The following is a 25,488-nucleotide window of genomic DNA, read 5'->3' as shown; positions in this document are numbered from 1 at the left end:
TGAACGTTGAAGTATGGAAAAGTAGCAGTAGTTGGAGCATTATCAGTAGGACTTTTAACAGGTTGTTTCGGTGAAAAGCCAGAAGAAAATCTATATACAGCTTTTGAAACAGCAGCAACACAAGAAAAATCTTTAGTGGATGAAGCAAAAAAATTAGAGCAGTTAGAGAAACAAGGGCAAGAATTATATGCTCAAATTTTGCAAGAAGGTAAAGATCATAATGAAGCAGTTGTGAAGAAAATAGAGCAAGCTACTGCAAATGTAGATGATCGTGAAAAAGTATTGAAAAGTGAGAAAGAAATGCTAGAAAAAGCACAGAAGGAAACGAAATCTGTTCAAAGTAATATAGAGAAGATTGAAGATAAGAAGTTACAAAAACAAGCAAAAGCAGTAGAAGAGTCGTATAAGAATCGTTATGATGCATTCCAAAAGATGAATGAAAATTACACGAAAGTGTTAGCGACTGAAAAAGAACTGTATGAAAAATTAAAAGTAAAAGAAACGAAATTAAAAGAAATCGGTGAAAAAGTTAAAACTGTTAATGAATTAAATGTGGAAGCACAAAAGTCGAAAGAGCAGTTTAACAAATTTACAAAAGAGTATAATGACAGTAAATTAGCATTCTACAAAGGTGCAGAAATTAAGATTAAAGATCAGAAATAAAGAAGAATCTAAAGTGTAATAAAAAGCCGGAGAAACATCGTTATAAATGTTTTTTCGGTTTTTTACGTTAAATGAATAGAAAAGACTGGAATTGATATCATAAAAGAGTTATAGTGAGTTATTCTAAGGGAAACATTGTAAAGTAAGGAGAATGGGAATATGTCATATGAATTTTTACTCAAATTAGGTTTAGCACTCTTTTTAGGATTATTCATCGGGATAGATAGGCAGCTAAAGAATAAACCACTTGGTGTGAAAACAAGTATGGTTATTTCTGTAGCAAGTTGTTTAATTACGATGGTTTCAATTGAATCTGTGCATGTATATTCTGTTCCAGGACATACAAATATGGATCCGATGCGACTGGCCGCTCAAATTGTTAGTGGAATTGGTTTTCTTGGCGCAGGTGTCATTTTACGAAGAAGTAATGACGTTATTTCTGGATTAACAACAGCTTCTATGGTGTGGGCTGCTTCAGCTTTAGGAATCGCAATTGGTGCGGGATTTTATTTACAAGCGACAGTTGCTATGGTTTTAATTATTTTAGCGATTAATGTACTTCCGCAACTTGTGAAAATTGCAGGACCGTATTCATTAAGACAAAAGGATTTATCTATAAAAATTACTGTTAAAGAGCATCATGAGTTAGATGGTATATTTAAGCAAATTAAAAATTTAGGCATGCATGTGAAACGCGTGAAAATTAAAGATATAGATAGTGGAGCATTTCAGCAACTAGAGATGGTTATTTTAGCTCCAGAAGATTTATATACAACAGAATTATATAGTTCCCTGAAAGAGATTGATCGAGTAGTTTCAGTTGAAGTGGAAAGTAGATAATTGTGATAAAAAAGAGTGAAGTGAATTCACTCTTTTTTATTTGGATTTTTAAGGAATGAAATTGATATAATGATGAGTAATAAAGGGGGAGAAATGATGGGAATACATATTAGAAGAGCAATAAAGGATGATATACAAGGTATAGCAAAGGTGCATGTCGATAGTTGGAAGACAGCGTATAAAGGGATATTTGCTGACGAAATTCTAGATAACATAGCATATGAGAAACGAGAAAAACAATGGGAAGATATTTTTCAAAAAGAAGGTAATCATCAATTTAGATTTGTAGCAGAGAATTTAAATGGAGAAATAGTTGGATTCATCGATGGGGGGATAGAAAGAACTGATACATATAATTGTGATGGAGAATTATATGCAATCTACCTTTTACAAGAGTATCAAGGAATGAAAATAGGACAAAAGTTATTTCAAGCGTTACTATCAGAATGTGTAAAGAATGATATGCAATCACTTTTAGTTTGGGTTGTTACGAATAATCCTTCTAAAAAGTTTTATGAAAAATTTAACCCAGAAAAAATTGATACAAAATTTTTAGAGCGATTACAGGTAGAAGAGACAGCATATTGCTGGAGAGATATAAATAATATTATTATGTAAACTTTATGTTTGAAAGAGGTATACCAATTAAGGTATACCTCTTTTGTTTAACCATTTTGGATAGATTACTAATGAAAAATAGTAAGTATGTAGTTTGAAGCTGATTATTTTTTTGTGTATTTTTAACTAGATTAAAGAAAAGGGAGAAAACAAGGAAAATTAAATCAGATAAAAAAATTCTGAAATATACTCTTGAATTGAATATCATTATCAATTAGAATCAGAATTGATAACGATATTCAATTATCGTTTATTATATAAAATTTCGATAGCTTTAATATAAAGAGGAGGACCAACATGCAGCATGCGAAACAAATCGCAGAACATGCAACATTACAAAGCTTTTTAAACTGTTATTTAAGAGAAACAGGGAGTGGAGAATGGATTACAGAGGATGAAAGAATGAAAAGTATCTTCAGTAATACGTTGAATAGAGATACAGTCCCCACATATTTATGTTGTCGGCTATCGGCACAGAACGTTACTTTGTATGGAGAAGTTATATATAAATCATCAACAGATCGCCATTTGTTTGGAGAACAATTTTATTATCAAATTGGAGATAGTCATTCTGTTATTACAGCAGATTATGTTACAGTTATTACATTTTTAATAAAAGAGATGTCTATCAACTACGGAGAAGGAACGAATCCTGCGGAACTTATGCTTCGAGTCATTCGTAGTTGTCAAAATATTGAGGAATTTACAAAAGAGAGAATAGAAGATACATCCGCATTATACGGTTTTCATACAACTTTTATAGAAGCGGAGCAGTCTTTATTATTTGGGCATTTAACTCATCCTACACCAAAGAGTAGACAGGGGATATTGGATTGGAAAAGTGCAATGTATTCTCCAGAATTAAAAGGAGAATGTCAGCTTCATTATTTTCGGGCACATAAAAGTATAGTAAATGAAAAATCATTATTATCAGATTCTACAACAATGATTATAAAAGAAGAATTAAGTAATGATGAGATGGTTAGTAAGGAATTTATAGCGAAGTACTGTAAGGAAGATCAATATGCATTAATTCCAATTCATCCGCTTCAGGCAGAATGGCTCTTGCATCAAGCTTACGTACAAGATTGGATAGTTCAAGAATTGCTTGAGTATATTGGTCCTGTAGGTAAGTATTATATGGCAACATCATCACTAAGGACGCTATATCATCCCAATTCGAAGTATATGCTTAAGTTTTCATTTCCGGTGAAAGTAACGAATTCAATGCGTATTAATAAACTGAAAGAACTTGAGAGTGGTCTTGAAGGGAAGGAAATGTTAAATACGGCTATTGGTGAAGTACGAGAAAGATTTCCAGGATTTGATTTTATTTGTGACCCAGCCTTTATTACATTAAATTATGGAACACAAGAATCTGGATTTGAAGTGATTATTCGTGAGAATCCTTTTTATAGTGAACATGCAAACGACGCAACATTAATTGCTGGGTTAGTTCAAGACGCTATACCTGGGGAGCGTACGCGGTTATCGAATATTATTCATCGCCTAGCAGATTTAGAAAGTAAAAGCTGTGAAGAAGTAAGCTTAGAGTGGTTTAGACGATATATGAATATTTCTTTAAAGCCAATGGTATGGATGTATTTACAGTATGGTGTTGCATTAGAAGCTCATCAGCAAAATAGCGTTGTTCAGCTAAAAGATGGTTATCCGATCAAATATTATTTCCGTGATAATCAAGGATTTTATTTCTGTAACTCAATGAAAGAGATGCTTAATAATGAATTAGCTGGTATTGGAGAACGTACTGGAAATTTATATGACGACTATATTGTGGATGAGAGATTTCGTTACTACTTAATTTTCAATCATATGTTTGGCCTCATTAATGGTTTTGGCACAGCAGGATTAATTAAGGAGGAAATTCTTCTCTCGGAATTAAGGTCTGTACTTGAATCATTTCTTCCATATAACCGGGAACCTTCTACATTTTTAAGAGAATTATTGGACGAAGATAAGTTAGCGTGTAAAGCAAATTTACTAACGAGATTTTTCGATGTCGATGAGTTAAGTAATCCATTGGAGCAAGCTATTTATGTGCAAGTACATAATCCACTCGTTAGAGAAGTGGCTGTTCGTTCATAAATAACGTTAAAATTTCACGTAATACAAATAATGGTATTTTGTCATAAGGTGGAGGGTTTTATGAGAGTGGACATGTATCATACGAAAGTATTGAAGGCGCTCGAATCAGAAGATTACATTTCAGTACGAAGAAGAGTGCTACGTCAATTAGTAGAATCGTTAATTTATGAGGGGATTATTACACCGGTTCGCATAGAAAAAGAAAAACAACTTCTTTTTCTAATACAAGGACTTGATGAAGAAGACAAAAGTGTCACGTACAAATGCTATGGCAGGGAACGGATGACATTTGGACGTATTTCGTTAGACTCATTAATAGTAAGAGTTCAAGATGAACAGCAAGAAATACAGTCTGTCTCGCAATTTCTAGAAGAAGTTTTTCGGGTTACTAGTGTAGAACAAGCTAAATTAGATTCTTTTATGCACGAATTAGAACAAACAATATTTAAAGACACGATTGCACAATATGAAAGAAATAATAAGAGAGAACATACTCAAAAATCTTACGATGAGTTTGAAAGCCAATTAATAGATGGCCATCCATACCATCCTAGTTATAAAGCACGTGTTGGATTTCAATATCGTGACAATTTTCAATATGGTTATGAATTTATGCAGCCAATAAAACTCATATGGATTGCAGCACATAAGAATTATGCGACTGTAGGTTATGAGAATGAAGTGATGTATAACAACCTTTTAAAAGAGGAGATTGGCGATCGTAAATTAGAAGAGTTTATGGAACGAATTCGTAATAAGGGATGTAATCCAAAACAGTACGTGTTTATACCTGTTCACCCATGGCAGTGGGAGAATTTCATCATTTCAAATTATGCGGATCATATACAGGGTAAATTTATTATTTATTTAGGAACATCAGAGGACGATTATTGCGCGCAACAGTCAATGAGAACGTTAAGAAATATTACGAGTCCAAAGAAACCGTACGTTAAATTATCGATGAATTTACTCAACACTTCAACACTTCGTACGCTGAAACCATACTCTGTTGTGAGTGCACCAGTAATATCAAATTGGTTAAATGATGTTGTAAGTAATGACGCCTATTTAATGGATGAAGCACGTTTAATCTTGTTAAGTGAGTTTTCAAGTGTAACGTATGACACGAATAAGAAAGCTATATATGGTTCATTAGGATGTATTTGGCGCGAAAGCGTTCATAAGTATTTAGATGCACAAGAGGATGCAATTCCTTTTAATGGTTTATACGCTAAAGAGAAAGATGGTACACCAATTATTGATGCGTGGTTGAATAAATATGGAATGAAGGATTGGCTACAATTACTTATTCAAAAAGCGATAATACCAGTTATACATCTTGTTGTAGAGCATGGCATCGCACTGGAATCACATGGACAAAATATGATTCTAGTCCATAAAGAAGGGGTGCCTGTTCGTATTGCGTTAAAGGATTTTCATGAAGGGCTTGAGTTTTATCGTCCATATTTGAAAGAAGTTGACAAATGTCCCGACTTTACTAAAATGCATAAAACATATGCGAATGGAAAAATGAATGATTTCTTTGAAATGGATGGCATTGAATGTTTGCAAGAGATGGTGTTAGATGCACTATTCCTGTTTAATTTAGGAGAATTAGCATTCGTACTTGCGGATGAATATGGATTGAAAGAAGAACATTTTTGGATGATGGTTGTTGAAGAAATTGAAGATCATTTAAGAATATATCCACATTTGAAAGGTAGATTTGAAAATATTCAATTATATGCACCTACATTCTATGCTGAACAATTAACGAAACGTCGATTATATATGGATGTGGAATCGCTTGTTCATGAAGTTCCAAATCCATTGTATAGAGTAAGAAAACTTATGAAACAAAAATCAATTGTTACAGGGGGAAATTATGCTAATCGTTAATAAACAAGAGTATAGCAAAAGTGATTTTAATTTGAGATTACAAGTTTATGAGGAATTGGAACAATTTCAAGAAGCAGAAGGAAATAGATTTGCACTTTGTCTGAAAGATCCATTCGATATTATTACGCTTGTGTTTTTCTTAAAAGAAAAGAAATCATCAGTATTACTTATACATGAAGATACGCCAAAAGAAACGGTTATTGAAATGGCAAAGCGTGCAAATTGTGTAGGAGTTTTATATGGAGAATATGGCGATTTTACAAAATTAGAAGTAGGGAACTTTTTACTAGAAGAGCCTTCTTTATTGCAATATAGTTCGGGAACTACGGGAGAACCGAAACTGATTCGTAGAGCATGGACGGAAGTTGATACAGAAATTACTGCCTATAATGAAGCTTTAAACTGTGAAGTAGATGAAGTGCCAATCGTTATGGCTCCTGTTTCACATTCATACGGACTAATATGTGGTACGTTATCAGCAATTACGAGGGGGAGCAAACCTGTAATCATTACGAACAAAAATCCTAAATTCGCATTAAATATAGTTCGCAATACAGAAAAACATATCATATATGCAGTACCACTTATGTTACACATTATGGGGAGTTTTCCATTAGGAACGTTCCAGTTTCATAAAATTATGACATCAGGATCGCCTTTGCCAGAAGCACTATTTTATAAACTAAAAGAAATGACAACATATATGATGCAGCAATACGGTTGTTCTGAAGCAGGTTGTATTAGTATATGTCATGATATGAAAAGCCATTTAGATTTAGGAAACCCTCTACCTCATGCAAGTATTAGCATAGGTTCAGATGAAAATGCACCGGAAGAAATTGTCGTGAAAATGAATGATAAGGAAATTTTCACGAAAGATTTAGGTTATAAATCTGAGCGTGGCATTCATTTTATGGGGCGTATGGACGATGTAATTAATGTTTCAGGATTAAAAGTCTTTCCTATAGAGGTAGAAGAAACGATGCTTCGATTGGAAGGTGTGCAAGAGGCAATTGTATATCGAGGGAAACATCCTGTGATGGGCGAAATAGTTAAAGCGAAAGTGATCTCTCATGTTGATCCAGTGAAAATAAGAGAATGGTGTATTCAGCACTTACCTTCTTATAAAGTTCCGTATGAAATTGAAAGTGTAAATGAAATTCCTAAAAATAAAACTGGAAAAGTAAGTAGAAAGTTACTAGAGATGGGAGAGGTTACAACATGAGACGGGAAGCGTTAAAGAATGCCGTGTTAAAAATTATGATAGAAAAAATGGAACTGAAAAATGTAACGCATTTAGAAGAAACGATGCGCTTAAATCAAGATTTATATATAGATTCGGTAATGATGTTACAGCTTATTGTATACATAGAAATGGATGTAAAGCTATGCGTTCCAGAGGATGAGGTAGATCCAAAGGCATTTCTTACTGTAGGATCTTTGCTTGATTTTATGGAGGAGTTAGAGCCGTTACAGGAAGTAAATGTGAATAACTAACCTTTAGGAAAGTGGATGAGAGTATGACTTCAATTAAAGTGCACTGTTTAGTGAGTTGTTTTTGTGAAATTATAAAAAGGCGTAGCGACATTGATTTTCGTCCATTTTATTTTGGACTATGGGATGGAGATTTTGATATAACAGAAGGCGGAATTATTTCATATCACTCTGAAAACATTAACCATGATCATTATTTACTTTGGTTTGAAAAATTGTACGGTATTAAAGTAAACGAATGGTATGATCATGCAAAAGATAAAGATAGCAATGTAGAAACGTTTTTAGAATTAGTAGAAAACAAGCCGGAAAATCGTTATGTCATTGTAATGGTTGATATGTCTCTATTACCAGAGAGGGAAAATAAATTTCATCAAAAACCGTTTCCACATTATTTAATGATATCAAAAACAGAGAAAGAAGAAGAGTGGTTCATGCTAGATCCAGATTTTCGTTGGGAAGGAAATATGGAAAGAGAAAAAGTACTTCACTCTATTCAAGATAACCCATTTGGTGGAGGGTATTTCATTGATATAGAAGGAATTGGGGAGCCAACGCAAGAAATAGTAGCTAGTTATTTCACAGAAACATTCAAAAAGAACGACAATGAACTGACTATGGAACTGAAAAAATTAATTGTAAAAATGGCAAATGAGGAAGAAGGATATGCGCTTTCTGGACTTGTAGCAGCAGTAAAACAAATACCAGTACTTGCAATTCGTAAATATAGTTATGAGCATGCCTTTGCATACTTCCGTGAAACGTTGCAATATTCGGAGCAAGAATTTGATTATTGGTGTGATCGGGTAGAGGTTATTGTACAAGGATTTACAAATGTACAGTATCGTGCAATTAAAATGGCAATGACGAATAATAAAGGTATGCTAGTATCGATTATTGAAAAACTGGATGAAATGAATGCAATTGAACTGCAGATTAAGAAGGAATTAGAGAGACAGTTTCTATCATGGAAAGGTATGAAAACAAATCAATCTGTCGCAACTCTTTAATAAGCTAACTGAATTTAAGATAGGGGAGTTTAATGCTATGAAATATTCGCTATGTACCATTTCATTTCGTCATCAATTAATTTCATTTACTGATATTGTTCAATTTGCATATGAAAACGGTTTTGAAGGAATTGAATTATGGGGGACGCATGCACAAAATTTGTATATACAAGAACGCGAAACGACAGAACGAGAATTGACTTTTCTAAAGGATAAAAACTTAGAAATTACGATGATAAGTGATTACTTAGATATATCATTATCAGCAGATTTTGAAAAAACGATAGAGAAAAGTGAACAACTTGTAGTACTAGCTAATTGGTTTAATACGAATAAAATTCGCACGTTTGCTGGGCAAAAAGGGAGCAAGGACTTCTCGGAACAAGAGAGAAAAGAGTATGTAAAGCGAATACGTAAGATTTGTGATGTATTTGCTCAGCACAATATGTATGTGCTGTTAGAAACACATCCCAATACACTAACGGACACATTGCCTTCTACTATAGAACTATTAGAAGAAGTAAATCATCCGAATTTAAAAATAAATCTTGATTTTCTTCATATATGGGAGTCTGGCGCAAATCCAATAGACAGTTTCCATCGATTAAAGCCGTGGACACTACATTACCATTTTAAGAATATATCTTCAGCGGATTATTTGCATGTGTTTGAACCTAACAATGTATATGCTGCAGCAGGAAGTCGTATTGGTATGGTTCCGTTATTTGAAGGTATTGTAAATTATGATGAGATTATTCAGGAAGTGAGAGGTACGGATCTTTTTGCTTCCTTAGAATGGTTTGGACATAATTCAAAAGAGATATTAAAAGAAGAAATGAAAGTATTAATAAATAGAAAATTAGAAGTAGTAAGTTCGTAATGTGAAATGATGTGAGAGTCTCGTTTTAGAGGCTCTTTTTTTATGGTAAAAAATAACCAAAAATTTCCATGTATTTTAATTTGAATTTAACACAATTTATATATAAATAAGGAGGTGATTGGTAATGGCTAGAAATCGTAATTCTAATCAATTAGCATCACATGGAGCACAAGCAGCTTTAGATCAAATGAAATATGAAATTGCACAAGAGTTTGGTGTACAACTTGGCGCTGATACTTCTTCACGTGCAAACGGTTCTGTAGGCGGTGAAATTACAAAACGCCTTGTAGCGATGGCAGAACAACAACTTGGTGGCGGATATACTCGCTAATTGTAGAAGGTTATAGGAGAAAGGAAGGATTCTTCCTTTCTTTTTTTTTCAATTAATTGGTATGGATATATTGTGAACTGGATTCAAAGAATAGGAATAATACTATAATTTCCCCAATTTCTTTTGTTGTGAATGGGAAGTAGTAAAGATGTAATAGCCCTGGTGGAATGAAAAGTTACGTTCCAGCGGGGCTATTATATGGTAAGAAATATATGATGAAAGGTTTCGAAGCCAACATGTTAAAAAAAGAAAACTGTTGTTTAATTGCGCTTGCATCAGTTCCACTTGTTATGACATTAGGGAATTCAATGCTCATCCCAATTCTGCCGACTATTGAAAAGAAATTACATATTTCATCGTTTCAAGTATCCATGATTATTACAATTTACTCTATCGTAGCCATTCTACTTATACCGATTGCTGGTTATTTATCAGATAGATGGGGACGAAAGATGGTAATGGTTCCGAGTTTGCTGATTGCGGCTATAGGAGGAGCGATAACTGGTTGGGTATCTTGGAAAGTTGATAATCCCTACAATTGGATATTGATTGGTAGAGCGATTCAAGGTATTGGTGCTGCTGGTGCAATGCCAGTTGTTATACCGTGTGTTGGTGATTTATACAAAGACGAAAAACAAGTTAGTACAGGTTTAGGAATCATAGAAACATCCAATACATTTGGGAAAGTGCTGAGCCCTATTTTAGGGTCTGCTCTTGCTGCCGTTGTATGGTTCTTACCATTTTGGGCGATTCCAATTTTATGCGTAGTATCAATTGTTTTATTACTTGTTCTAGTAAAGGCAAAGAAACAAGAAGGAGAAGTACCACCACTTAAAGAGTTTATAAAATCTATTCTGTCTACGTTTCGAGAAAAAGGAAGATGGTTAATTGCCATTTTTGCATTAGGTGCAATTATTATGCTTATTTTATTCGGAATTCTCTTTTATTTGTCGACTATACTGGAATCAAAGTATGACATTCATGGTATATGGAAAGGGTGTGTGCTTGCTATCCCGTTACTTGTACTGTCACTTAGTTCATATATGGCCGGTAAAAAAATTGGAGATAATCAAAATGTTATGAAGAAGTGTATCTATATTGGTTTTTTAATGGCAGCTGCATCAGTCATCATTCCTTTATTTATAAAAGGGATTTATTTACTACTTCTTTGTCTCGTTATTATGGGGATAGGGATTGGTATGGCACTCCCATGTTTAGATGCCCTCATTACACAAGGAATTGAAAAGGAGCAAAGGGGAACGGTTACGTCATTTTACAGTTCAATGCGATTTATCGGTGTAGCAGCTGGACCACCTTTATATTCTTTTTTCATGAAAGGGGCGGACCATGAAGTGTTTTATTTGACAAGTATTTTCGCTGCCATTGGTGCTGTCATAGCAATCATTTGGATTAAACCAGCAAAGGATGCAAAGACGGTAAAACAGAAACCAGAGCCTACTTCATAATTTGTAAGAGAATTGCATGATGTTTTGAGTAACATGCAATTCTCTTTCGTTCATTAAGAATAAATAACTTGTTTTAACATATAAAGCGCGACACCCCATATGATGAGACCAGAAAATTTATTTAATAATAAAATTGTCTTTCCGGTTGAGTCTAGTCTTTTTAGAAATTTCCCCGCTAATGCTAAGCTTATAAACCAAATCCAAGAAACGATAATAGTTGCAAGTGTGAAAGCCCATTTTTCACTTCCTATGTATTGAATAGAATTTGTTCCAATTACACCGATTGTGTCTAAAATAGCATGTGGATTTAATAACGAAACGGATGCTGCGAAAAGGATTTGCTTTTTTAAGGGCATACTTTTTTCTTGTTTTACATCGTTGGAAGGGTTACTTCTCCAAATAACAAAGCCCATGTATAGGAGAAAGAAAAATCCAATTATATATAACGAGTTAGTTAGCCAAGAAAAAGTAAGGAGTACAAGGGAGACACCTTGCACTGCAATCAATATGAGTAACGTATCACATATAGAGGCAGTTAATACTACAGGGGCTGCCCTCCAAATGTTTGGTTGGCTCGCACCTTGGTTAAAGACAAAAACATTTTGTACACCTAATGGAATGATAAGTCCAAATGCAAGAATGATACCATGAATTAATTGCTTCACTCATCATATTACCTCCTATTTTAATTCATTATGATAGTGTATATTGTATAGAAGAAATGAAAATTTGTATCCATCCATATGGTTGGGGAGGTTACCAACCAAAAAGAATATAAGGTGATATAATGGAAAGATTCGTTTGGAAACCGAATATGTCTCTAGCGACTCCTCTGTATAAACAAATAGAAACGTATATAAAAGAAAGGATCGTTAATGGAGAATGGACCGTTGGAACGAAATTACCTTCACAAAGAGATTTGGCACATACATTTGGTGTGAATCGAAGCACAATTGTAATGGCTTTCGGTGAACTAGTTGCAAAGGGATACATAGAAGGGAATGGCAGGAAAGGAACAATTGTTGTAAATAATAATGAGAATGCTTCAACTTACGCACCCCCGCCTAATTGGCAGTCTTATGTAGAAACAGGACTTCATTATCCGAATCTCCCAGCTATTCAGGAGATTAATCAAGCTGAATTTTATCCACATGTAATTCGATTAGGAACAGGTGAGCTCGCGCCGAGTCTCTTACCTGAGAAAAAGATGAAAGAAATTATGAATAAGCTTTTAAAGTCAAATGTGAAGCTTGGATATGAAGAGCCGAAAGGAAATTTTTATTTAAGGGAAAAGATTTCCGAATACTTAAAGGGGCATGGTATATGTGTATCTCCTGACTCTATATTAATTGTTTCAGGAGCAATTCAAGCGCTGCAACTTATCTCTATGGGGCTTCTTCCAAAAGGGGCATCCATCTTATTAGAAAAACCATCCTATTTATACTCGCTTAATGTTTTTCAATCCGCAGGAATGCGTTTCATTGGAATACCAATGGATGAGAACGGTTTAAATACATCATATATTACAAAATATAAGAAGCAATTTAATGCATCTATTTTATATACAATCCCGTCTTTTCATAATCCAACGAACTTTAGTATGAATGCGAAGAAACGAATAGAAGTGATGGAAATATGTAATGAAATTGGATTACCTATTATAGAGGACGCAGTGTATCAAGACTTATGGTTTGATGCACCTTGTTCGAAACCTTTAAAAGCCTATGATAAAAATGGAATCGTACTACATATTGGAAGCATGTCCAAAGTAATTAGTCCAGGGTTAAGAATTGGATGGATTGTTGGACCTGAGCCAGTAATTCAAAGATTGTCAGACATAAAAATGCAAACAGATTATGGTTCAAGCACTATATCCCAGCAAATTGCAGCAGAGTGGTTTACAAATGGTCTATATGATGAGCATTTGCGCTTTGTAAGAAGTGAATTGAAAAAACGAAGAGATTTTATGTTACTAATGTTAGATAAATATCTTCGTGAAATAGCAACTTGGCATGAACCAACAGGGGGATTTTATATATGGATACATATAAAAGTACCCATTTCATATCGCAGTTTATTTGATAAAGCTCTGCAAGAAAAGGTTTTATTAAACCCAGGTACTTTATATGATAGAAGTGCAAATCAATTTTTGCGCCTATCGTATTCATACGCAACGTTAGAAGAAATTGAAATAGGTATAAAAAAACTTGCACAACTAATGAAAAAGTAAGAGGAGAAAGTAATGAAACAATATGTAATTTGCCAAATGATCAATGGAGAAAAATATTTAGCTGCTTATGCGGAGACGAAGCAAGAAGCGATTGAAAAAGCAGAACTGTTAGGATTAAGAACGGGAAATCGTTACATAGTTATTACTGCAGAGGAAGCCGAAGGGTTAACGTATCCTTAAACAATGTACGAGATTATATAATAATAAATAAGTCTAGTAATATAAGAAATTACTAGACTTATTTATTATTAAGTTGTTAAACGTTCTCGTATTTATACGCAAAGTAATAATATTATGAGTCAAGTTGACGAAAAAATCGATTTGTCTTTCGGTCTTGATTTCCTTTTCTATATTCATCAATATATTGCCTAAAGTTCCAAGCTTGTAAAAATTTATTAGCAGAGTTATAACCAGAATTGTAAAGCCATTCTTTTTCTTCCTTTGTCAGTTCAAAATTAGTACTTGTAATCGTTCCTGTTGGAATTGTAATCGTTCTTGCTTTTGATTCCTTATCTAAATGACGTAAATCATGAGCTTGCATCATTGTTTTAAATAGTCCTTTGAACATGGAAATAGGCTCGTTATAGTGAGCAGGATCAGCTTGAATCTCATCTTTTACAAAATGAAATCCGAAAGTTGGCCAGCGAGGAGCGGTAGGTGAATCGAAGATCCAAATTGGATAATTACTTAGAATTCCTCCATCAACCATATAACAAGGCTGCTTCCATTTTGGAGTTCTCCATTTTACCGGTTCAAAGAAGAAGGGGATTGTACTACTCATTCTTACCGCTTTAGCGATAGAGAAGCGATAATTTAAAAATCCGTAGTTTGGTAAGTCGTCAGGAAAGACAACCATTTTACCATTACTAATATCAGAGGCGATGATTTTGAGTTTGTTTAGATCTGGTAAATCAGTAAATAAATGAACACCTTTTTTTCGAAGTAATTCTTCAATCCATTCTTCTATAAATACATTAGAGTATATACCTAGAGTAGTCCATGCACTGAGTCCCTTGCCGATAAAAGGAATTTTATCAATAAAAGTTCTTTTCGTAAATTTATTATAATCAATATCAGTTATAATCGTTTTTAACTCTGAACAAGAATATCCTGCCGCTAGGAGCGCTGCAATAATCGAACCAGCCGATGTACCAGCTACACGTTCCCATTCATAACCTTTTTCGGCTAACGCGCAAATTGCCCCGACATGCGCAATACCGCGCACACCGCCTCCTTCAAAAACACCATCAATCTTCATTAAACATACTTCCTTTCGGATGAAAGATTTAGAAATGGCAAAAAAGCACGTATTGTACGTGCTTTTTTACAATAGTTTTTTAGTTTACTAGCAGCCTACAAAGCCGCCCCAACAGCTAGCTCCGATGATGATTAGAAGGATAAATAAAACGATTAATAAAGCGAAACCTCCGTAACCACAACCGCCGCCACCGTATCCGTAACCACAGCAACTATATCCGTAACCCATGTGGAATTCCTCCTTATATTTAAAAATGAACGAGGGGAAAATGTACTGGAAGAACTAAAGAATTATCGTGTTTGTAGGAACAATGTATAGTATGCTTTTTTAAACTTGTTCGCGTACGAAGGATAAGCCCGTTTTTGGGAGGCTTGTTGATTTTGTAAAGAATGAAGTATAATCTTTGTACTATGATATAAATAAGTATGTAAATGTAAGGAGAATTTATGAATAAAAAAATTGAAGTATTAATTGATAAATATGAACTAACACACTTGAAAGAAGAACTTATTAATACTGTATTTCCTTGTATAAAAGTTGTGCCAAAGCAGCAGGGAACTGTTGCGATAGGTAGTTCGAAAATGGGAGGAGTTCCTGATCTACCAGCTTTATTTGAATATCCAAAGCATAAAGGAAATCCACTACAATTTATCGCGCAATTTAACTTAAGTGATTTACAAAACGTTGGTATGGATCACAATCTTCCTAAGACGGGGATGCTGTATTTCTTTTGCATTGAAAATTATTTTGAAGAAAATGTGAATCTAACAGAAGCTGGGCGTGTACTTTATTATGATGTTCCTGTAGAGCAATTACGAAGAGAAAATGAAATACAAGCGAAATATAACCAGTGTGCAATTACTTTTGAACTGACATACAAATTACCAGAACTTTTCATTGAAGATGAGGCTGATTCAGATCGTTTCTTGCAATTACTTGAAGAGCTAATTCCAGATAACTACGATAACCATCAAATGTTTGGTGAGCCATTCTCTGTACAAGAAGAAGTGTTATATGAGACAGGAGAATATATGGGAGTAGACCCGCAGCAAATGACTCTTTTATTCCAAATTGATTCAGATCATAAAAATTGTAATATGGTTTGGGGAGAACTAGGGATGCTATATTTCTGTATTAGTAATGAAGATTTGAAAAATCAACGTTTTGAAAATACATGCTGTGTATTACAAACATGCTAATGAAAAAAGGTTGTTCTTTTAAAAAGAACAACCTTTTTATGTGAATTAGTTAATATGCATAATCTCATATGACCTATACGAAAAAGTATTGTATACTCTGAAACTATACGATACTTTTTCGTATAGTTATAGAATATAAGGAGTGACAAGATGGGAAAGACAAGTAAGTATGTGACAGCTGCCGCACTTTGTTCAACTATAGTAATGGGAGGTTTGCAAGCGTCATCTGTATCTTATGCAGCTACAAATCCGACTACAGTGACAGCACAATCAGATGTAAAGTTATTAGATGATTTCAGAAAAGAATTAAAAAAACAGATTGATAATCGAGAAGAAAATATTACAATCACATATAAAACAAAAGATAGAAATGCTAGAAATATTATGGATCAATTGTATGGTGAGTTTAATAAAATTGTAGATGCTGATGAGTATGTAAAATATAATGTAGCGTCTACTAGATATTCTATTAAAGGAATGCCAGGGGACTATACGTTTACACTGCAAGTAAAATACCGTGAATCAAAAGAACAAACTCAATATGTAAAAGCTCAGGCGAAATCAATTGTTGGATCAATTGTAAAACCAGGGATGGATGAGCATGAGAAAGTAAAAGCTATTCACGATTACGTTGTTAAGCATGTGTCTTATGATACGTCTTATCAAGCGTATACAGCATATGAAGCATTAGCGAATCGTTCTGCCGTTTGCCAAGGATATACATTATTAACGTATGAGTTGTTAAAAGAGGCAGGTATTCAAAACCATATTGTAACAGGCACAGGAAACGGACAAGCTCACGCGTGGAATTTAGTGAACATTGAAAACAAATGGTATCACCTAGATACTACATTTGATGATCCAGTACCAGATAAAGCAGGGCGTGTAACTTACTCATATTTTAACATGTCTGACGAACAGTTAAGTAAAGATCACGACTGGGATCGTAGTAAATATCCAGCAGCAACTACAAGTTATTTTGGTGAATTAACAAACAAAATAAAAGCTGGTAGCTCAAAAACTGTCGTATATGAGCAGGTGTTAAAAGAAACAAATTTACAATACTTATCTGCAGAATACGGAGCAGAAAATTATAATGAATTTAAGCAAAAGTTGCAGCAACAGTTTGCAGCCAAACCAGAAAAAGTAGAAGTGCGATATAAGCAGTCCATGGATGGGACGATGCAAGATATAAAGAAAGTATTAAATGAAATAAATTGGCCAAAAGGTGCAAAGCGTGTGTCTTATCAAGTAGCGCCTTATAGTGCATTGGCGGGTTATTCATTAGCGACAATTACATTTACGTATTAAGCAATGGGAAAAAGCACCTGTAAAAGGTGCTTTTTTTATTTATTTATTTATTTATTTATTGATTACTTTTGAATATTAAGAATTATGTGATAAAATAAAAGGATAAGGATGTGAATGTGGAATGAACTTGTTCGAAAGCGATATTTTTACATTGATATATACTTGTTTAGTAATCGGACTTATCGTTTTGTTTTTCATATCATTTACTTTGTTTATTAGAAGAGTATTACAAAGCAGTGCTGCAAAGAAACACCACGTGATTAATATGAACCAGAAGCTAGATCGAATCATTGAATTGCTTGAAAAAGATAAGAAATAGCGATAGAAGAGGTATGAAAAGGGGAATGAGAATGGCGAATTATATAAAAGAATTACGTGAAAAAGTAGGACATGATTATGTTTTCTTAAACTTTGCCGGTGGTTGTGTATTTAATAAAGAAGGAGAAGTATTACTGCAAAAAAGAGGAGACTTTAACGCTTGGGGCTTTCCAGGTGGTGCAATGGAGATAGGAGAATCAGCTGCGGAAACTGCAATCCGGGAAATAAAAGAAGAAACCGGGTATGATGTAGAAATAAATGAGCTTATTGGAGTGTATACAAAATATTTTCAATCATATCCAAATGGAGACAAGGCCCAGTCAATTGTGATGTTCTTTTCATTTTCAATAGTTGGAGGTGACAAAAAAGTAGATGGTGATGAAACGTTGGATTTGAAGTTTTTCCCGTTAGACGACATGCCACCGTTATTTTGTAAACAACATGAAGATTGCCTGCAAGATTTATTGGAGAAAAGAGTAGGGGTATATCGTTAACATATAAAAAAGAAGCTAAATGAAGATTAGCTTCTTTTTTATGTTTAATTTATTTCCACCAATCATCAAACATTGACGCTGGTACTTGTCTTTTATGCTCACTCACTGTGTAACGTTTTTCAATTTTCTCTGCAACGTCAGCTGGAACTGCTTTACCTTCTAAATAATCATCTAATTGATCATAAGTAATACCTAACTCTGTTTCATCAGCTTGACCTGGTTTTTCATCTAATAAATCAGCTGTTGGCATTTTTAAGTACAGTCGCTCGTCTGCGCCTAACTCTTGTAATAATGCACGTCCTTGGCGCTTCGTTAATCCCGTTAATGGTAATAAATCTGCACCACCATCTCCGAATTTTGTAAAGAACCCTGTTACAGCTTCTGCAGCGTGATCTGTTCCGATAACAAGTAGCCCTTTTTGTCCACCAATTGCATATTGAGTAACCATACGGATACGTGCTTTCACGTTACCTTTATTGAAATCTGTTAGTGATTCACCCAATAAGTTTTCATATTGATTTGAAAAAGCATCAACAGTTGAAGCAATATCAAATGCAACAGATTGATCTGCTTGAATGAATTGTAATGCTAATTGTGCATCATCTTCATCTTTTTGTACTTTATAAGGAAGACGCACGGCGATAAACGTTGCATTACCACCTTCGTTACGAATTTCTTCAACTGCAAGTTGTGCTAAGCGTCCTGCTAATGTAGAGTCTTGTCCGCCGCTAATACCAAGTACAAATCCTTTTGCACCTGTTTTTTTTACATAATCCTTTAAGAAATCAACTCGTTTACGAATTTCAACTTTTGGATCAATTACAGGCTGAACATGTAATGCTTTCATAATCTGTTCTTGTAATGTCATTATGTTTTCCTCCTATTCATATTAAAGCGGTAAATAAGTTTATATGTATAATGGTACATACTTCTATCCTTTATTATTTCGCAAAACTAACGAATATACAATAGGATGTGTGTATGAATATGAATGTAGTCATTATAAATAAAGTACTACGTATAAGCAATTTTTTTAAACCTTTCAAAAATGTAAGGTTTTTGTCATTTGAATCGATGGAAGGTATTTCCGCACTTTACTAATATAAAAACATAGATAGTAGAAGGGCGGAGAAGTAATATGAACATTAGAGAACTAGCATATCGGAATGTAACCCGAAATAGACGGACATACTCAGCCTATTTTTTGAGTAGTGCATTTGCAATTATGGCCTTTTTTGTGTATTCATTTTTTGCGTTTCATCCGGCATTAAGTGCAGGAGAATTAGGTCAGTACGTATTCGTAAGTATGTCTTTTGCACAGTCTATTATTTACTTATTTACATTCTTCTTTATTTTATATTCGATGGGAATGTTTTTAAAAACGAGAAAGCGTGAACTAGGAATTTTAATGATGCTAGGTATGACGAAATATCAATTAAAGCGTCTGATCTTTTTTGAAAATATTATGATTGGAATAGGGGCAATTATTTTTGGTATTCTTTCAGGTATGTTATTTTCAGGGGTATTACTATTTGTCGCTCCGATGATATTGAAACTAGATATCTCCTTATCCTATTACATACCAATGAAAGCAATTGTTGTAACGGGTATTATGTTTTTTATTTTATTTATGATCATATCATTGTTTAGTGCAGGAATGATTCGTAAAAATAAGATTATGAAGTTGTTTAGAGGATCAGCAGAGGCGAAACCGGAACCGAAAGCATCAATCATTTCTTCAATATTAGCAGTAGTATTGCTTAGTGCTGGCTATGTAGGAGCTCTTCTATCACATGGAGCAATGGTATTTATTATGATGATTCCTGTTACAACGGTAGTTATTATCGGGACGTATTTGTTGTACAAGCAGCTGAGTGTCTTTATTATTCGATTATGTAAAAAAAGTAAACGTTTCTATTGGACACAGACTAATATTATTACGTTATCAGATTTAGCGTATCGTATGAGAGATAACGCAAGAATGTTCTTTATTGTAACCATTATTTCTACTGTAGCATTTTCCGCAATAGGGACATTAGTAGGCTTCGCATCCATGACGAAAGGGATAATGGAGAGACCAATTGCGTTTCATTACCATTCTAAGCAAGGGAATAGTAACGAATCACAACATATACAAATGATTGACAAAGGATTAAAGAAACATAATATAGCAGCTTCAAAAACTAATATTTTGACAAAGAAAACGGAGGAACAGTCGTTAAGAAGCGCCACTTTTATAAAAGAATCAGACTATAAGGAATATGCAAAGTTAACGGGAGAACCATTTAATACTGTAGCAAATAAAGAGGTTGTATTTTTGTCAGCTGATATACCAGGGCCAGCGATGAAAGAAAGAAAAGAAATTACTTTACCCAATATGAATGAAAGTTTAAAGGTGAAAAAAGTTACTTCATCTTCATTGGGGAAAATATTAAGAGGAAATGTTTATGTAATCTCTAATGATCAATATGATTCATTACAAGATGGATTTATAGAGACAAAAGATTATATGTATAAAACTGAAAGAACGAAAGATGAGATTGAAATTGGTAAAGAGCTTACTCATCAAATTAAACCGTATCAAGAATATTCAACGTTTAGTGCGGAAGAGTACGAGCAAAACCAAAGTTTACAAATTGCAGGACCGATTTTATTTGTAGGTTTCTTTATTGGTATAGTATTTTTCGTTTGCGCAGGAAGTTTCCTTTACTTCCGTTTATTCTCCGATTTGGAGGATGATGTTCGCTTGTTCGAAATGATTCGAAAAGTTGGATTGACAAGTAGGGAATTATCGAAGGTAGTTACAATTCGATTGGCGCTTTTATTCTTCGTTCCAATTGGTGTTGCAACATTACATGGGGCAGTAGCCTTAACGGCGTTAGGGCAAATGTTTGAGTACTCATTGTTTAAAGAAAATACAATTGTATTAAGTATTTTCATAGGTATTCAAGTTGTATACTTCTTACTTATAAGATCCCGTTATGTAAAACAATTGAAAGAGAGATTACGTATGCATTAAATGTGTTTTTTTAACTCGAGTACAAAATTTTCTAAAAAGAGGCAAGTATTGTCAAAAAGTGATAAAATGGAAAAAGCGAGGTGAAAAAAATTAATAGAGAGAAAGGGGGGGAGAAATATGAAAGCAACAGGAGTTATTCGAAAAGTAGACGAATTAGGACGAATTGTTATCCCTAAAGAATTACGCGATGTATTGGGAATACAAATCAAATCACCGCTTGAAATTTTTGTAGAAGCAGATAAAATCATTTTACAAAAATATCAACCTTACAATGCTTGCCAAATCACAGGTGATGTTTCAGAGCAGAACATATCATTAGCAAATGGAAATATTACTGTTGGGATAGAGGGAGCGGAATATTTAGTAAAAGAAATAGAAAAGTTTTTAAACAAGAGTGAGGTTTAGTCTTAATTTATATTATTTTTCAAATTACATATCATTCTTTTAAAAGACTGTAAGAGGACCATTAATTGGTCCTTTTATTTTGGTTATTAGTTGAATGACCCAGGCTGTTATTTCCTATAAATCATAGGGGAAATACAAAAGTAGTATAGAGTTAGTAAATGATGTTGAGAAATATTTGAAAAGAAGGAAAACAAAAAGAATAAAACGAATGTTACATTTACACGTATTCAAAAGTGGTCTGAAATGAAAATAATACATTTTCAGGAGGGATTACGATGAGTAGTACAGTGAATAAACAAAAAGGTATACAATTGATTCCATTTATCGTAAATAAAGTTGTAGAACAAGTAAATGAAATTCCACCAGGTGTACAACTGATTCACGCTCCGCAAGTATGGGAAAAGAGTGTGAAGGGGCAAGATGTAGTCGTTGCCGTATTAGATACAGGGTGTGATACTAATCATATAGATTTAAAAGATCGTATTATCGGCGGAAGAAATTTCACAAAAGATTATGAAGCTGATCCAAATGTGTATCTTGATAATAACGGACATGGTACTCATGTCGCGGGGACGATTGCAGCAACTGAAAATGGTGTCGGTGTATTAGGAGTTGCACCACTTGCTAAAATGTTAGTATTAAAAGTTTTAGCGGGAGATGGTTCTGGAAGTTACGAGCAAATTATTGAGGCAATTCATTATGCTGTAAATTGGAGAGGGCCGAATCAAGAGAAAGTGAGAATTATTTCAATGTCACTTGGTGGTCCGCAAGATGTTCCAGAATTACATGAAGCAATTCAAAATGCGGTAAAGCAGGATGTTCTCGTCGTATGTGCTGCTGGGAATAATGGAGATTGTAATGATAATACAGAGGAACTAGATTACCCAGGTGCTTACTCGGAAGTAATTGAAGTCGGCGCTGTCAATTTAGAACGGAAAATCACATGTTTTAGTAATTCAAATCAAGAAATTGATCTAGTAGCGCCAGGTGATGAAATATTATCTACGTATCCAGATGGGAAATATGCAGTGTTAAGTGGAACTTCCATGGCGACGCCGCATGTTGCTGGAGCGCTTGCCTTGCTCATTAAACAGTGTGAGAAAGAATACGGTCGAAAGTTATCAGAGCCGGAAATATATGCACAACTTATTAAAAGAACTGTACCTTTAGGGTATGAACGTACATCCGAAGGTAATGGATTATTAGATTTATTAAAAGAATAGCCGTATTAAAAAAACATCTCATATGAATATGAGATGTTTTTTTAATATGGCTCTGTCGCATGTAATACAACTTGTAATAAACCTGGGAATCTAGCATTTAAATCTTCTTCACGAATTGAAATGAAACGTTGTGTTCCTTCAAGGCGCGTGTACATAACACCTGACTCACGTAAAACTTTGAAATGGTGAGATAAAGTTGATTTTGCAACAGGGATGTTTAAAGCACCACAAGATTGTTCATTTTTCTCTAGTAACATATTTACAATTTGTAAACGAATTTGATCGCTAAGTGCATATAAGACAGAAGAAAATTGAATTTCTTCTCGATTTGGATGATAGAGTGTACGCATATTTCACCTACTTGTATAAGTTAAGATATTTGCACTATAACATATAAAGTGGTATATTTCTATTGTTCGAATATGTTCGAACAATAGAAATATAGGGGGAGAAAAAATGAAGTATACAAAATTGCAAAAGGCAGGATTAAATATTTCAAAGTTGGGTTTAGGTACAAATGCAGTAGGGGGACATAATTTATATGCTGATGTGAATGAAGAAGAAGGAAAGCGATTAGTAGAAGAAGCTATTCAGCAAGGGATTACATTTTTTGATACAGCAGATTCATATGGTTTCGGTAGATCAGAGGAATTAGTAGGAGAAGTATTAAAGGGAAAACGTCATGAGTTTATACTTGCTACAAAAGGTGGAATTCAACCGTTGTTAAATGGAGAAACTTATATTAACAATGAACCAAGTTATTTAAGGAATGCTGTGGAAAATAGCTTAAGAAGATTACAGACTGAATATATTGATTTATATTATTTACACTTTACAAATCCTGAAACAAGTTACATAGATTCAATCGGAGAGCTTACTCATTTAAAAGAAGAAGGGAAAATTCGTTCAATTGGAATATCGAACGTAAACATAGAACAATTAAAAGAGGCGAATCAACATGGTCATATAGATGTTGTACAATCTCCATACAATATGTTAGAACGTACAGCTGAGGAAGAACTGTTGCCGTATTGTATAGAAGCGGGTATTTCATTTATTCCATATGGGCCTCTTGCTTTTGGAATATTAGGTGGAAAATATACAGAAGATTTTAAATTAAATGAAGTCGATTGGCGTCAAAATGTAAATCTATTTGAAGAAAATACATATAAGAGTAATTTTAAGAAAGTGAATAAGTTAAAAGGGCTAGCTAAAGAAAATGATATTGAAGTGTCTCATTTAGCGTTAGCATGGTTATTAAATAAAGAAGGAATTGATACTGTTATACCTGGTGGAAAGCGGGCAGAGCAGGTAAGAGAAAGTGTGAAAGCGGTAGACGTTGCATTGAATGAAAGAGTCATGAAAGAAATCCAATCTATTTTAGAAGATTAGTTAAACAGAGGGAGAGTACCCTCTGTTTATATAAGGAGAAGGTCTAAATGAACAGAGTACTAGCTGTATTTTTTATGATAATGTTTATGATCGGTACAGATACTTTCTTAATTTCACCACTGTTGCCGACATTGCAACAGGTGTATCATGTTTCAACTGAGTTGTCAGGATGGATGGTGAGTTCGTATGCTTTAGGGTATGCTGGATTTGCGCTTATTGCTGGTCCTATATCAGATGGATTAAACAGAAAAAAAGTGATGGTACTAGGTATGAGTTTTTTTGCAATAAGTACGTTTTTGTGTGGAATTGCACCGAGTTTTTTATGGATGCTAACATTTAGAGTTTTAGCAGGTGTAAGTGCAGCTTTTGTATCTCCACAAGTGTGGGCATCTATTCCGCTCCTTATAGAGAAGAAGCAAATTGTGAAAGCAATTGGGGTTGCAACAGCAGGGTTATCAATCTCTCAAATTTTAGGGCTGCCACTGGGAGCTTATTTAGCAACGATACATTATACAATCCCATTCTATTTCATTGGTATATTATCAGCACTACTTGTCATTCTTATTTATGTTGTATTACCAGAAATACAGTCGGTTCATATAGGTGGAAATAAAAAAGCGATTTTACAGCGTTATAAACAATTACTTACAGATTCAAAGGTTTCACTTTCTTATTTTGCATACTTTGTTTTTCAAACCGGAAATTTTGCTGCATTTTCATTTTTTGGTGTATGGCTTTCCATTCAATTTGGCTTACAAGTTCATGAAGTAGGTACAGCTATGCTCGTATTAGGGTTAGGAAATTTAACTGGTAATATTTTTGGTCCTAGAATCGTAAATAAAATTGGTTATAACCTTTCTTTCTATGGTGGAATTATATTTACAGCAGTGCTATATGTATTACTTCCACATGTAAAGAACATTGTATTGGTGGAGTTATCGTTCTTTGCTTTGTTTTTTTGGACAGGAATTTTGTTTGTATTAATGATGAGGCACTTACAAAACATATCTAGTGCAGCAAGAGGAACAGGAGCCGCGCTTGCAAATGCTTCTATGTATATTGGTCAAATGATTGGTGCGGCAATAGCAGGAATGTTATTTGCAGTATCTCACAATTTTATACTTATAGGTAGTTTTACTGCGTTACTATATATAGGAGCTTTATTTTTGTTTAGAAAAAGTGAAAAACTTACTGAAAATAGTGAAACAGGAATTGCATCATAAAGTTTTAGTAAATCAAAAAACAATTTTTTAGGATAAGTCTAGAAGGTGCTTTTTGATTGCATAGTTGCTGTATTTTTAATAATTCGTTGTTGAGCTGTATGATTGAAAA

General features: G+C 34.0%; 26 protein-coding genes and 1 pseudogene. 22 read left to right on the top strand and 5 right to left on the bottom strand.

All coding sequences use genetic code 11. The features are described from left to right. Positions 1–6 precede the first annotated feature (6 nt). The 11 genes from M1D66_RS17345 to bcbE all read left to right on the top strand — a co-directional run bounded on the left by M1D66_RS17345 (position 7) and on the right by bcbE (position 11,307). Positions 7–663 carry a YkyA family protein gene (locus tag M1D66_RS17345; protein ID WP_000873566.1) on the top strand — a complete coding sequence of 219 codons (657 nt, stop codon included), beginning with the start codon at positions 7–9 and terminating at the stop codon, positions 661–663. 159 nt (positions 664–822) lie between these two features. Beyond that, on the top strand, positions 823–1,503 hold the full coding sequence (locus M1D66_RS17340) for an MgtC/SapB family protein (protein WP_000119510.1): 681 nt from the start codon (positions 823–825) through the stop codon (positions 1,501–1,503). 96 nt (positions 1,504–1,599) lie between these two features. Beyond that, positions 1,600–2,121 (top strand): GNAT family N-acetyltransferase, encoded by a 522-nt coding sequence (locus M1D66_RS17335; protein ID WP_140335824.1) that lies wholly within the window; start codon positions 1,600–1,602, stop codon positions 2,119–2,121. Between the two features lie 297 nt (positions 2,122–2,418). Beyond that, positions 2,419–4,227, top strand: coding sequence for an IucA/IucC family protein (locus M1D66_RS17330; RefSeq protein ID WP_001163345.1), 1,809 nt, complete (start codon positions 2,419–2,421; stop codon positions 4,225–4,227). Between the two features lie 60 nt (positions 4,228–4,287). Next, a complete protein-coding gene (locus tag M1D66_RS17325; protein ID WP_242554649.1) occupies positions 4,288–6,126 on the top strand; it encodes an IucA/IucC family protein in 1,839 nt (612 codons plus the stop codon). Continuing rightward, positions 6,113–7,351 carry an AMP-binding protein gene (locus M1D66_RS17320; protein ID WP_000909583.1) on the top strand — a complete coding sequence of 413 codons (1,239 nt, stop codon included), beginning with the start codon at positions 6,113–6,115 and terminating at the stop codon, positions 7,349–7,351. Before M1D66_RS17325 ends, M1D66_RS17320 begins: the two co-directional genes overlap by 14 nt. After that, the gene (gene asbD / locus M1D66_RS17315) at positions 7,348–7,623 is read left to right on the top strand and encodes a petrobactin biosynthesis protein AsbD (protein WP_001250560.1); all 276 of its coding nucleotides are present in this window, start codon (positions 7,348–7,350) and stop codon (positions 7,621–7,623) included. The genes M1D66_RS17320 and asbD overlap by 4 nt, the downstream gene beginning before the upstream one ends. 23 nt (positions 7,624–7,646) lie before the next feature. Further along, on the top strand, positions 7,647–8,630 hold the full coding sequence (locus M1D66_RS17310) for a DUF6005 family protein (protein WP_242554648.1): 984 nt from the start codon (positions 7,647–7,649) through the stop codon (positions 8,628–8,630). Positions 8,631–8,667: 37 nt separating this feature from the next. Next, positions 8,668–9,510, top strand: a complete 843-nt coding sequence (locus M1D66_RS17305) for a sugar phosphate isomerase/epimerase family protein (protein WP_000877673.1) — start codon at positions 8,668–8,670, stop codon at positions 9,508–9,510. A gap of 124 nt (positions 9,511–9,634) precedes the next feature. After that, the gene (locus M1D66_RS17300; RefSeq protein ID WP_000113545.1) at positions 9,635–9,841 is read left to right on the top strand and encodes an alpha/beta-type small acid-soluble spore protein; all 207 of its coding nucleotides are present in this window, start codon (positions 9,635–9,637) and stop codon (positions 9,839–9,841) included. Positions 9,842–10,077: 236 nt separating this feature from the next. After that, positions 10,078–11,307, top strand: a complete 1,230-nt coding sequence (gene bcbE, locus M1D66_RS17295; RefSeq protein ID WP_113303231.1) for a bacillibactin exporter BcbE — start codon at positions 10,078–10,080, stop codon at positions 11,305–11,307. A 53-nt stretch (positions 11,308–11,360) separates the two neighbouring features. Here bcbE and M1D66_RS17290 read toward each other — a convergent pair. Next, positions 11,361–11,976: pseudogene (locus tag M1D66_RS17290) on the bottom strand (LysE/ArgO family amino acid transporter). Positions 11,977–12,094: 118 nt separating this feature from the next. Here M1D66_RS17290 and M1D66_RS17285 point away from each other — a divergent pair. After that, the gene (locus M1D66_RS17285; RefSeq protein WP_144596457.1) at positions 12,095–13,537 is read left to right on the top strand and encodes an aminotransferase-like domain-containing protein; all 1,443 of its coding nucleotides are present in this window, start codon (positions 12,095–12,097) and stop codon (positions 13,535–13,537) included. 12 nt (positions 13,538–13,549) lie between these two features. Next, positions 13,550–13,717 carry a DUF3933 family protein gene (locus tag M1D66_RS17280; protein ID WP_000816389.1) on the top strand — a complete coding sequence of 56 codons (168 nt, stop codon included), beginning with the start codon at positions 13,550–13,552 and terminating at the stop codon, positions 13,715–13,717. 112 nt (positions 13,718–13,829) lie between these two features. Here the strand turns inward: M1D66_RS17280 and M1D66_RS17275 are convergent, their stop codons facing one another. Further along, positions 13,830–14,795: a patatin-like phospholipase family protein gene (locus M1D66_RS17275; RefSeq protein ID WP_000686802.1), complete on the bottom strand. Its 966-nt coding sequence runs from the start codon at positions 14,793–14,795 to the stop codon at positions 13,830–13,832. Between the two features lie 87 nt (positions 14,796–14,882). Next, a complete protein-coding gene (locus tag M1D66_RS17270; RefSeq protein ID WP_000540419.1) occupies positions 14,883–15,023 on the bottom strand; it encodes a YjcZ family sporulation protein in 141 nt (46 codons plus the stop codon). Between the two features lie 218 nt (positions 15,024–15,241). On the opposite strand from M1D66_RS17270, the gene M1D66_RS17265 reads away from it, so the two are divergent. The 4 genes from M1D66_RS17265 to M1D66_RS17250 all read left to right on the top strand — a co-directional run bounded on the left by M1D66_RS17265 (position 15,242) and on the right by M1D66_RS17250 (position 18,117). After that, positions 15,242–15,994 (top strand): YwqG family protein, encoded by a 753-nt coding sequence (locus M1D66_RS17265; protein ID WP_001034844.1) that lies wholly within the window; start codon positions 15,242–15,244, stop codon positions 15,992–15,994. A gap of 150 nt (positions 15,995–16,144) precedes the next feature. Continuing rightward, on the top strand, positions 16,145–17,305 hold the full coding sequence (locus tag M1D66_RS17260; protein ID WP_242554646.1) for a transglutaminase domain-containing protein: 1,161 nt from the start codon (positions 16,145–16,147) through the stop codon (positions 17,303–17,305). Between the two features lie 121 nt (positions 17,306–17,426). Further along, complete coding sequence (locus M1D66_RS17255) at positions 17,427–17,624, top strand: DUF4083 domain-containing protein (RefSeq protein ID WP_001048091.1); 198 nt, start codon at positions 17,427–17,429, stop codon at positions 17,622–17,624. 31 nt (positions 17,625–17,655) lie between these two features. Next, positions 17,656–18,117 carry an NUDIX hydrolase gene (locus M1D66_RS17250; protein WP_000024999.1) on the top strand — a complete coding sequence of 154 codons (462 nt, stop codon included), beginning with the start codon at positions 17,656–17,658 and terminating at the stop codon, positions 18,115–18,117. A gap of 49 nt (positions 18,118–18,166) precedes the next feature. Here the strand turns inward: M1D66_RS17250 and nadE are convergent, their stop codons facing one another. After that, positions 18,167–18,985: an ammonia-dependent NAD(+) synthetase gene (gene nadE / locus M1D66_RS17245; protein ID WP_000174901.1), complete on the bottom strand. Its 819-nt coding sequence runs from the start codon at positions 18,983–18,985 to the stop codon at positions 18,167–18,169. 270 nt (positions 18,986–19,255) lie between these two features. On the opposite strand from nadE, the gene M1D66_RS17240 reads away from it, so the two are divergent. From M1D66_RS17240 to M1D66_RS17230, 3 genes are all read left to right on the top strand, one after another. Continuing rightward, positions 19,256–21,136, top strand: a complete 1,881-nt coding sequence (locus M1D66_RS17240) for an FtsX-like permease family protein (RefSeq protein WP_001025986.1) — start codon at positions 19,256–19,258, stop codon at positions 21,134–21,136. A 117-nt stretch (positions 21,137–21,253) separates the two neighbouring features. Continuing rightward, the gene (locus M1D66_RS17235) at positions 21,254–21,541 is read left to right on the top strand and encodes an AbrB/MazE/SpoVT family DNA-binding domain-containing protein (RefSeq protein ID WP_000648324.1); all 288 of its coding nucleotides are present in this window, start codon (positions 21,254–21,256) and stop codon (positions 21,539–21,541) included. Positions 21,542–21,816: 275 nt separating this feature from the next. Next, a complete protein-coding gene (locus tag M1D66_RS17230) occupies positions 21,817–22,764 on the top strand; it encodes a serine protease (protein WP_000099748.1) in 948 nt (315 codons plus the stop codon). A 41-nt stretch (positions 22,765–22,805) separates the two neighbouring features. On the opposite strand, the gene M1D66_RS17225 is transcribed toward M1D66_RS17230, so the two are convergent. Next, complete coding sequence (locus M1D66_RS17225; protein ID WP_001259906.1) at positions 22,806–23,114, bottom strand: ArsR/SmtB family transcription factor; 309 nt, start codon at positions 23,112–23,114, stop codon at positions 22,806–22,808. Between the two features lie 106 nt (positions 23,115–23,220). On the opposite strand from M1D66_RS17225, the gene M1D66_RS17220 reads away from it, so the two are divergent. Then, positions 23,221–24,156, top strand: coding sequence for an aldo/keto reductase (locus tag M1D66_RS17220; protein ID WP_000877965.1), 936 nt, complete (start codon positions 23,221–23,223; stop codon positions 24,154–24,156). A gap of 47 nt (positions 24,157–24,203) precedes the next feature. Then, positions 24,204–25,379: an MFS transporter gene (locus tag M1D66_RS17215; protein WP_001082493.1), complete on the top strand. Its 1,176-nt coding sequence runs from the start codon at positions 24,204–24,206 to the stop codon at positions 25,377–25,379. Positions 25,380–25,488 lie beyond the last annotated feature (109 nt).

The sequence above is a fragment of the Bacillus sp. PK6-16 genome (assembly GCF_056530295.1).
Note: the sequence above shows the minus strand (reverse complement) of the source record. Positions and strands in the feature narration are given on the sequence as shown.

Excerpts from the sequence above, each read along its gene's own strand:
- M1D66_RS17335 (WP_140335824.1), top strand. The coding sequence starts at position 1,600 with ATGGGAATACATATTAGAAGAGCAATAAAGGATGATATACAAGGTATA.
- M1D66_RS17265 (WP_001034844.1), top strand. The coding sequence starts at position 15,242 with ATGAATAAAAAAATTGAAGTATTAATTGATAAATATGAACTAACACAC.
- M1D66_RS17255 (WP_001048091.1), top strand. The coding sequence starts at position 17,427 with ATGAACTTGTTCGAAAGCGATATTTTTACATTGATATATACTTGTTTA.
- M1D66_RS17225 (WP_001259906.1), bottom strand. The coding sequence starts at position 23,114 with ATGCGTACACTCTATCATCCAAATCGAGAAGAAATTCAATTTTCTTCT.
- M1D66_RS17260 (WP_242554646.1), top strand. The coding sequence starts at position 16,145 with ATGGGAAAGACAAGTAAGTATGTGACAGCTGCCGCACTTTGTTCAACT.
- bcbE (WP_113303231.1), top strand. The coding sequence starts at position 10,078 with ATGTTAAAAAAAGAAAACTGTTGTTTAATTGCGCTTGCATCAGTTCCA.
- M1D66_RS17285 (WP_144596457.1), top strand. The coding sequence starts at position 12,095 with ATGGAAAGATTCGTTTGGAAACCGAATATGTCTCTAGCGACTCCTCTG.
- nadE (WP_000174901.1), bottom strand. The coding sequence starts at position 18,985 with ATGACATTACAAGAACAGATTATGAAAGCATTACATGTTCAGCCTGTA.
- M1D66_RS17215 (WP_001082493.1), top strand. The coding sequence starts at position 24,204 with ATGAACAGAGTACTAGCTGTATTTTTTATGATAATGTTTATGATCGGT.
- M1D66_RS17310 (WP_242554648.1), top strand. The coding sequence starts at position 7,647 with ATGACTTCAATTAAAGTGCACTGTTTAGTGAGTTGTTTTTGTGAAATT.
- M1D66_RS17340 (WP_000119510.1), top strand. The coding sequence starts at position 823 with ATGTCATATGAATTTTTACTCAAATTAGGTTTAGCACTCTTTTTAGGA.
- asbD (WP_001250560.1), top strand. The coding sequence starts at position 7,348 with ATGAGACGGGAAGCGTTAAAGAATGCCGTGTTAAAAATTATGATAGAA.
- M1D66_RS17250 (WP_000024999.1), top strand. The coding sequence starts at position 17,656 with ATGGCGAATTATATAAAAGAATTACGTGAAAAAGTAGGACATGATTAT.
- M1D66_RS17325 (WP_242554649.1), top strand. The coding sequence starts at position 4,288 with ATGAGAGTGGACATGTATCATACGAAAGTATTGAAGGCGCTCGAATCA.
- M1D66_RS17270 (WP_000540419.1), bottom strand. The coding sequence starts at position 15,023 with ATGGGTTACGGATATAGTTGCTGTGGTTACGGATACGGTGGCGGCGGT.
- M1D66_RS17330 (WP_001163345.1), top strand. The coding sequence starts at position 2,419 with ATGCAGCATGCGAAACAAATCGCAGAACATGCAACATTACAAAGCTTT.
- M1D66_RS17220 (WP_000877965.1), top strand. The coding sequence starts at position 23,221 with ATGAAGTATACAAAATTGCAAAAGGCAGGATTAAATATTTCAAAGTTG.
- M1D66_RS17320 (WP_000909583.1), top strand. The coding sequence starts at position 6,113 with ATGCTAATCGTTAATAAACAAGAGTATAGCAAAAGTGATTTTAATTTG.
- M1D66_RS17230 (WP_000099748.1), top strand. The coding sequence starts at position 21,817 with ATGAGTAGTACAGTGAATAAACAAAAAGGTATACAATTGATTCCATTT.
- M1D66_RS17300 (WP_000113545.1), top strand. The coding sequence starts at position 9,635 with ATGGCTAGAAATCGTAATTCTAATCAATTAGCATCACATGGAGCACAA.
- M1D66_RS17305 (WP_000877673.1), top strand. The coding sequence starts at position 8,668 with ATGAAATATTCGCTATGTACCATTTCATTTCGTCATCAATTAATTTCA.
- M1D66_RS17240 (WP_001025986.1), top strand. The coding sequence starts at position 19,256 with ATGAACATTAGAGAACTAGCATATCGGAATGTAACCCGAAATAGACGG.
- M1D66_RS17280 (WP_000816389.1), top strand. The coding sequence starts at position 13,550 with ATGAAACAATATGTAATTTGCCAAATGATCAATGGAGAAAAATATTTA.
- M1D66_RS17235 (WP_000648324.1), top strand. The coding sequence starts at position 21,254 with ATGAAAGCAACAGGAGTTATTCGAAAAGTAGACGAATTAGGACGAATT.
- M1D66_RS17275 (WP_000686802.1), bottom strand. The coding sequence starts at position 14,795 with ATGAAGATTGATGGTGTTTTTGAAGGAGGCGGTGTGCGCGGTATTGCG.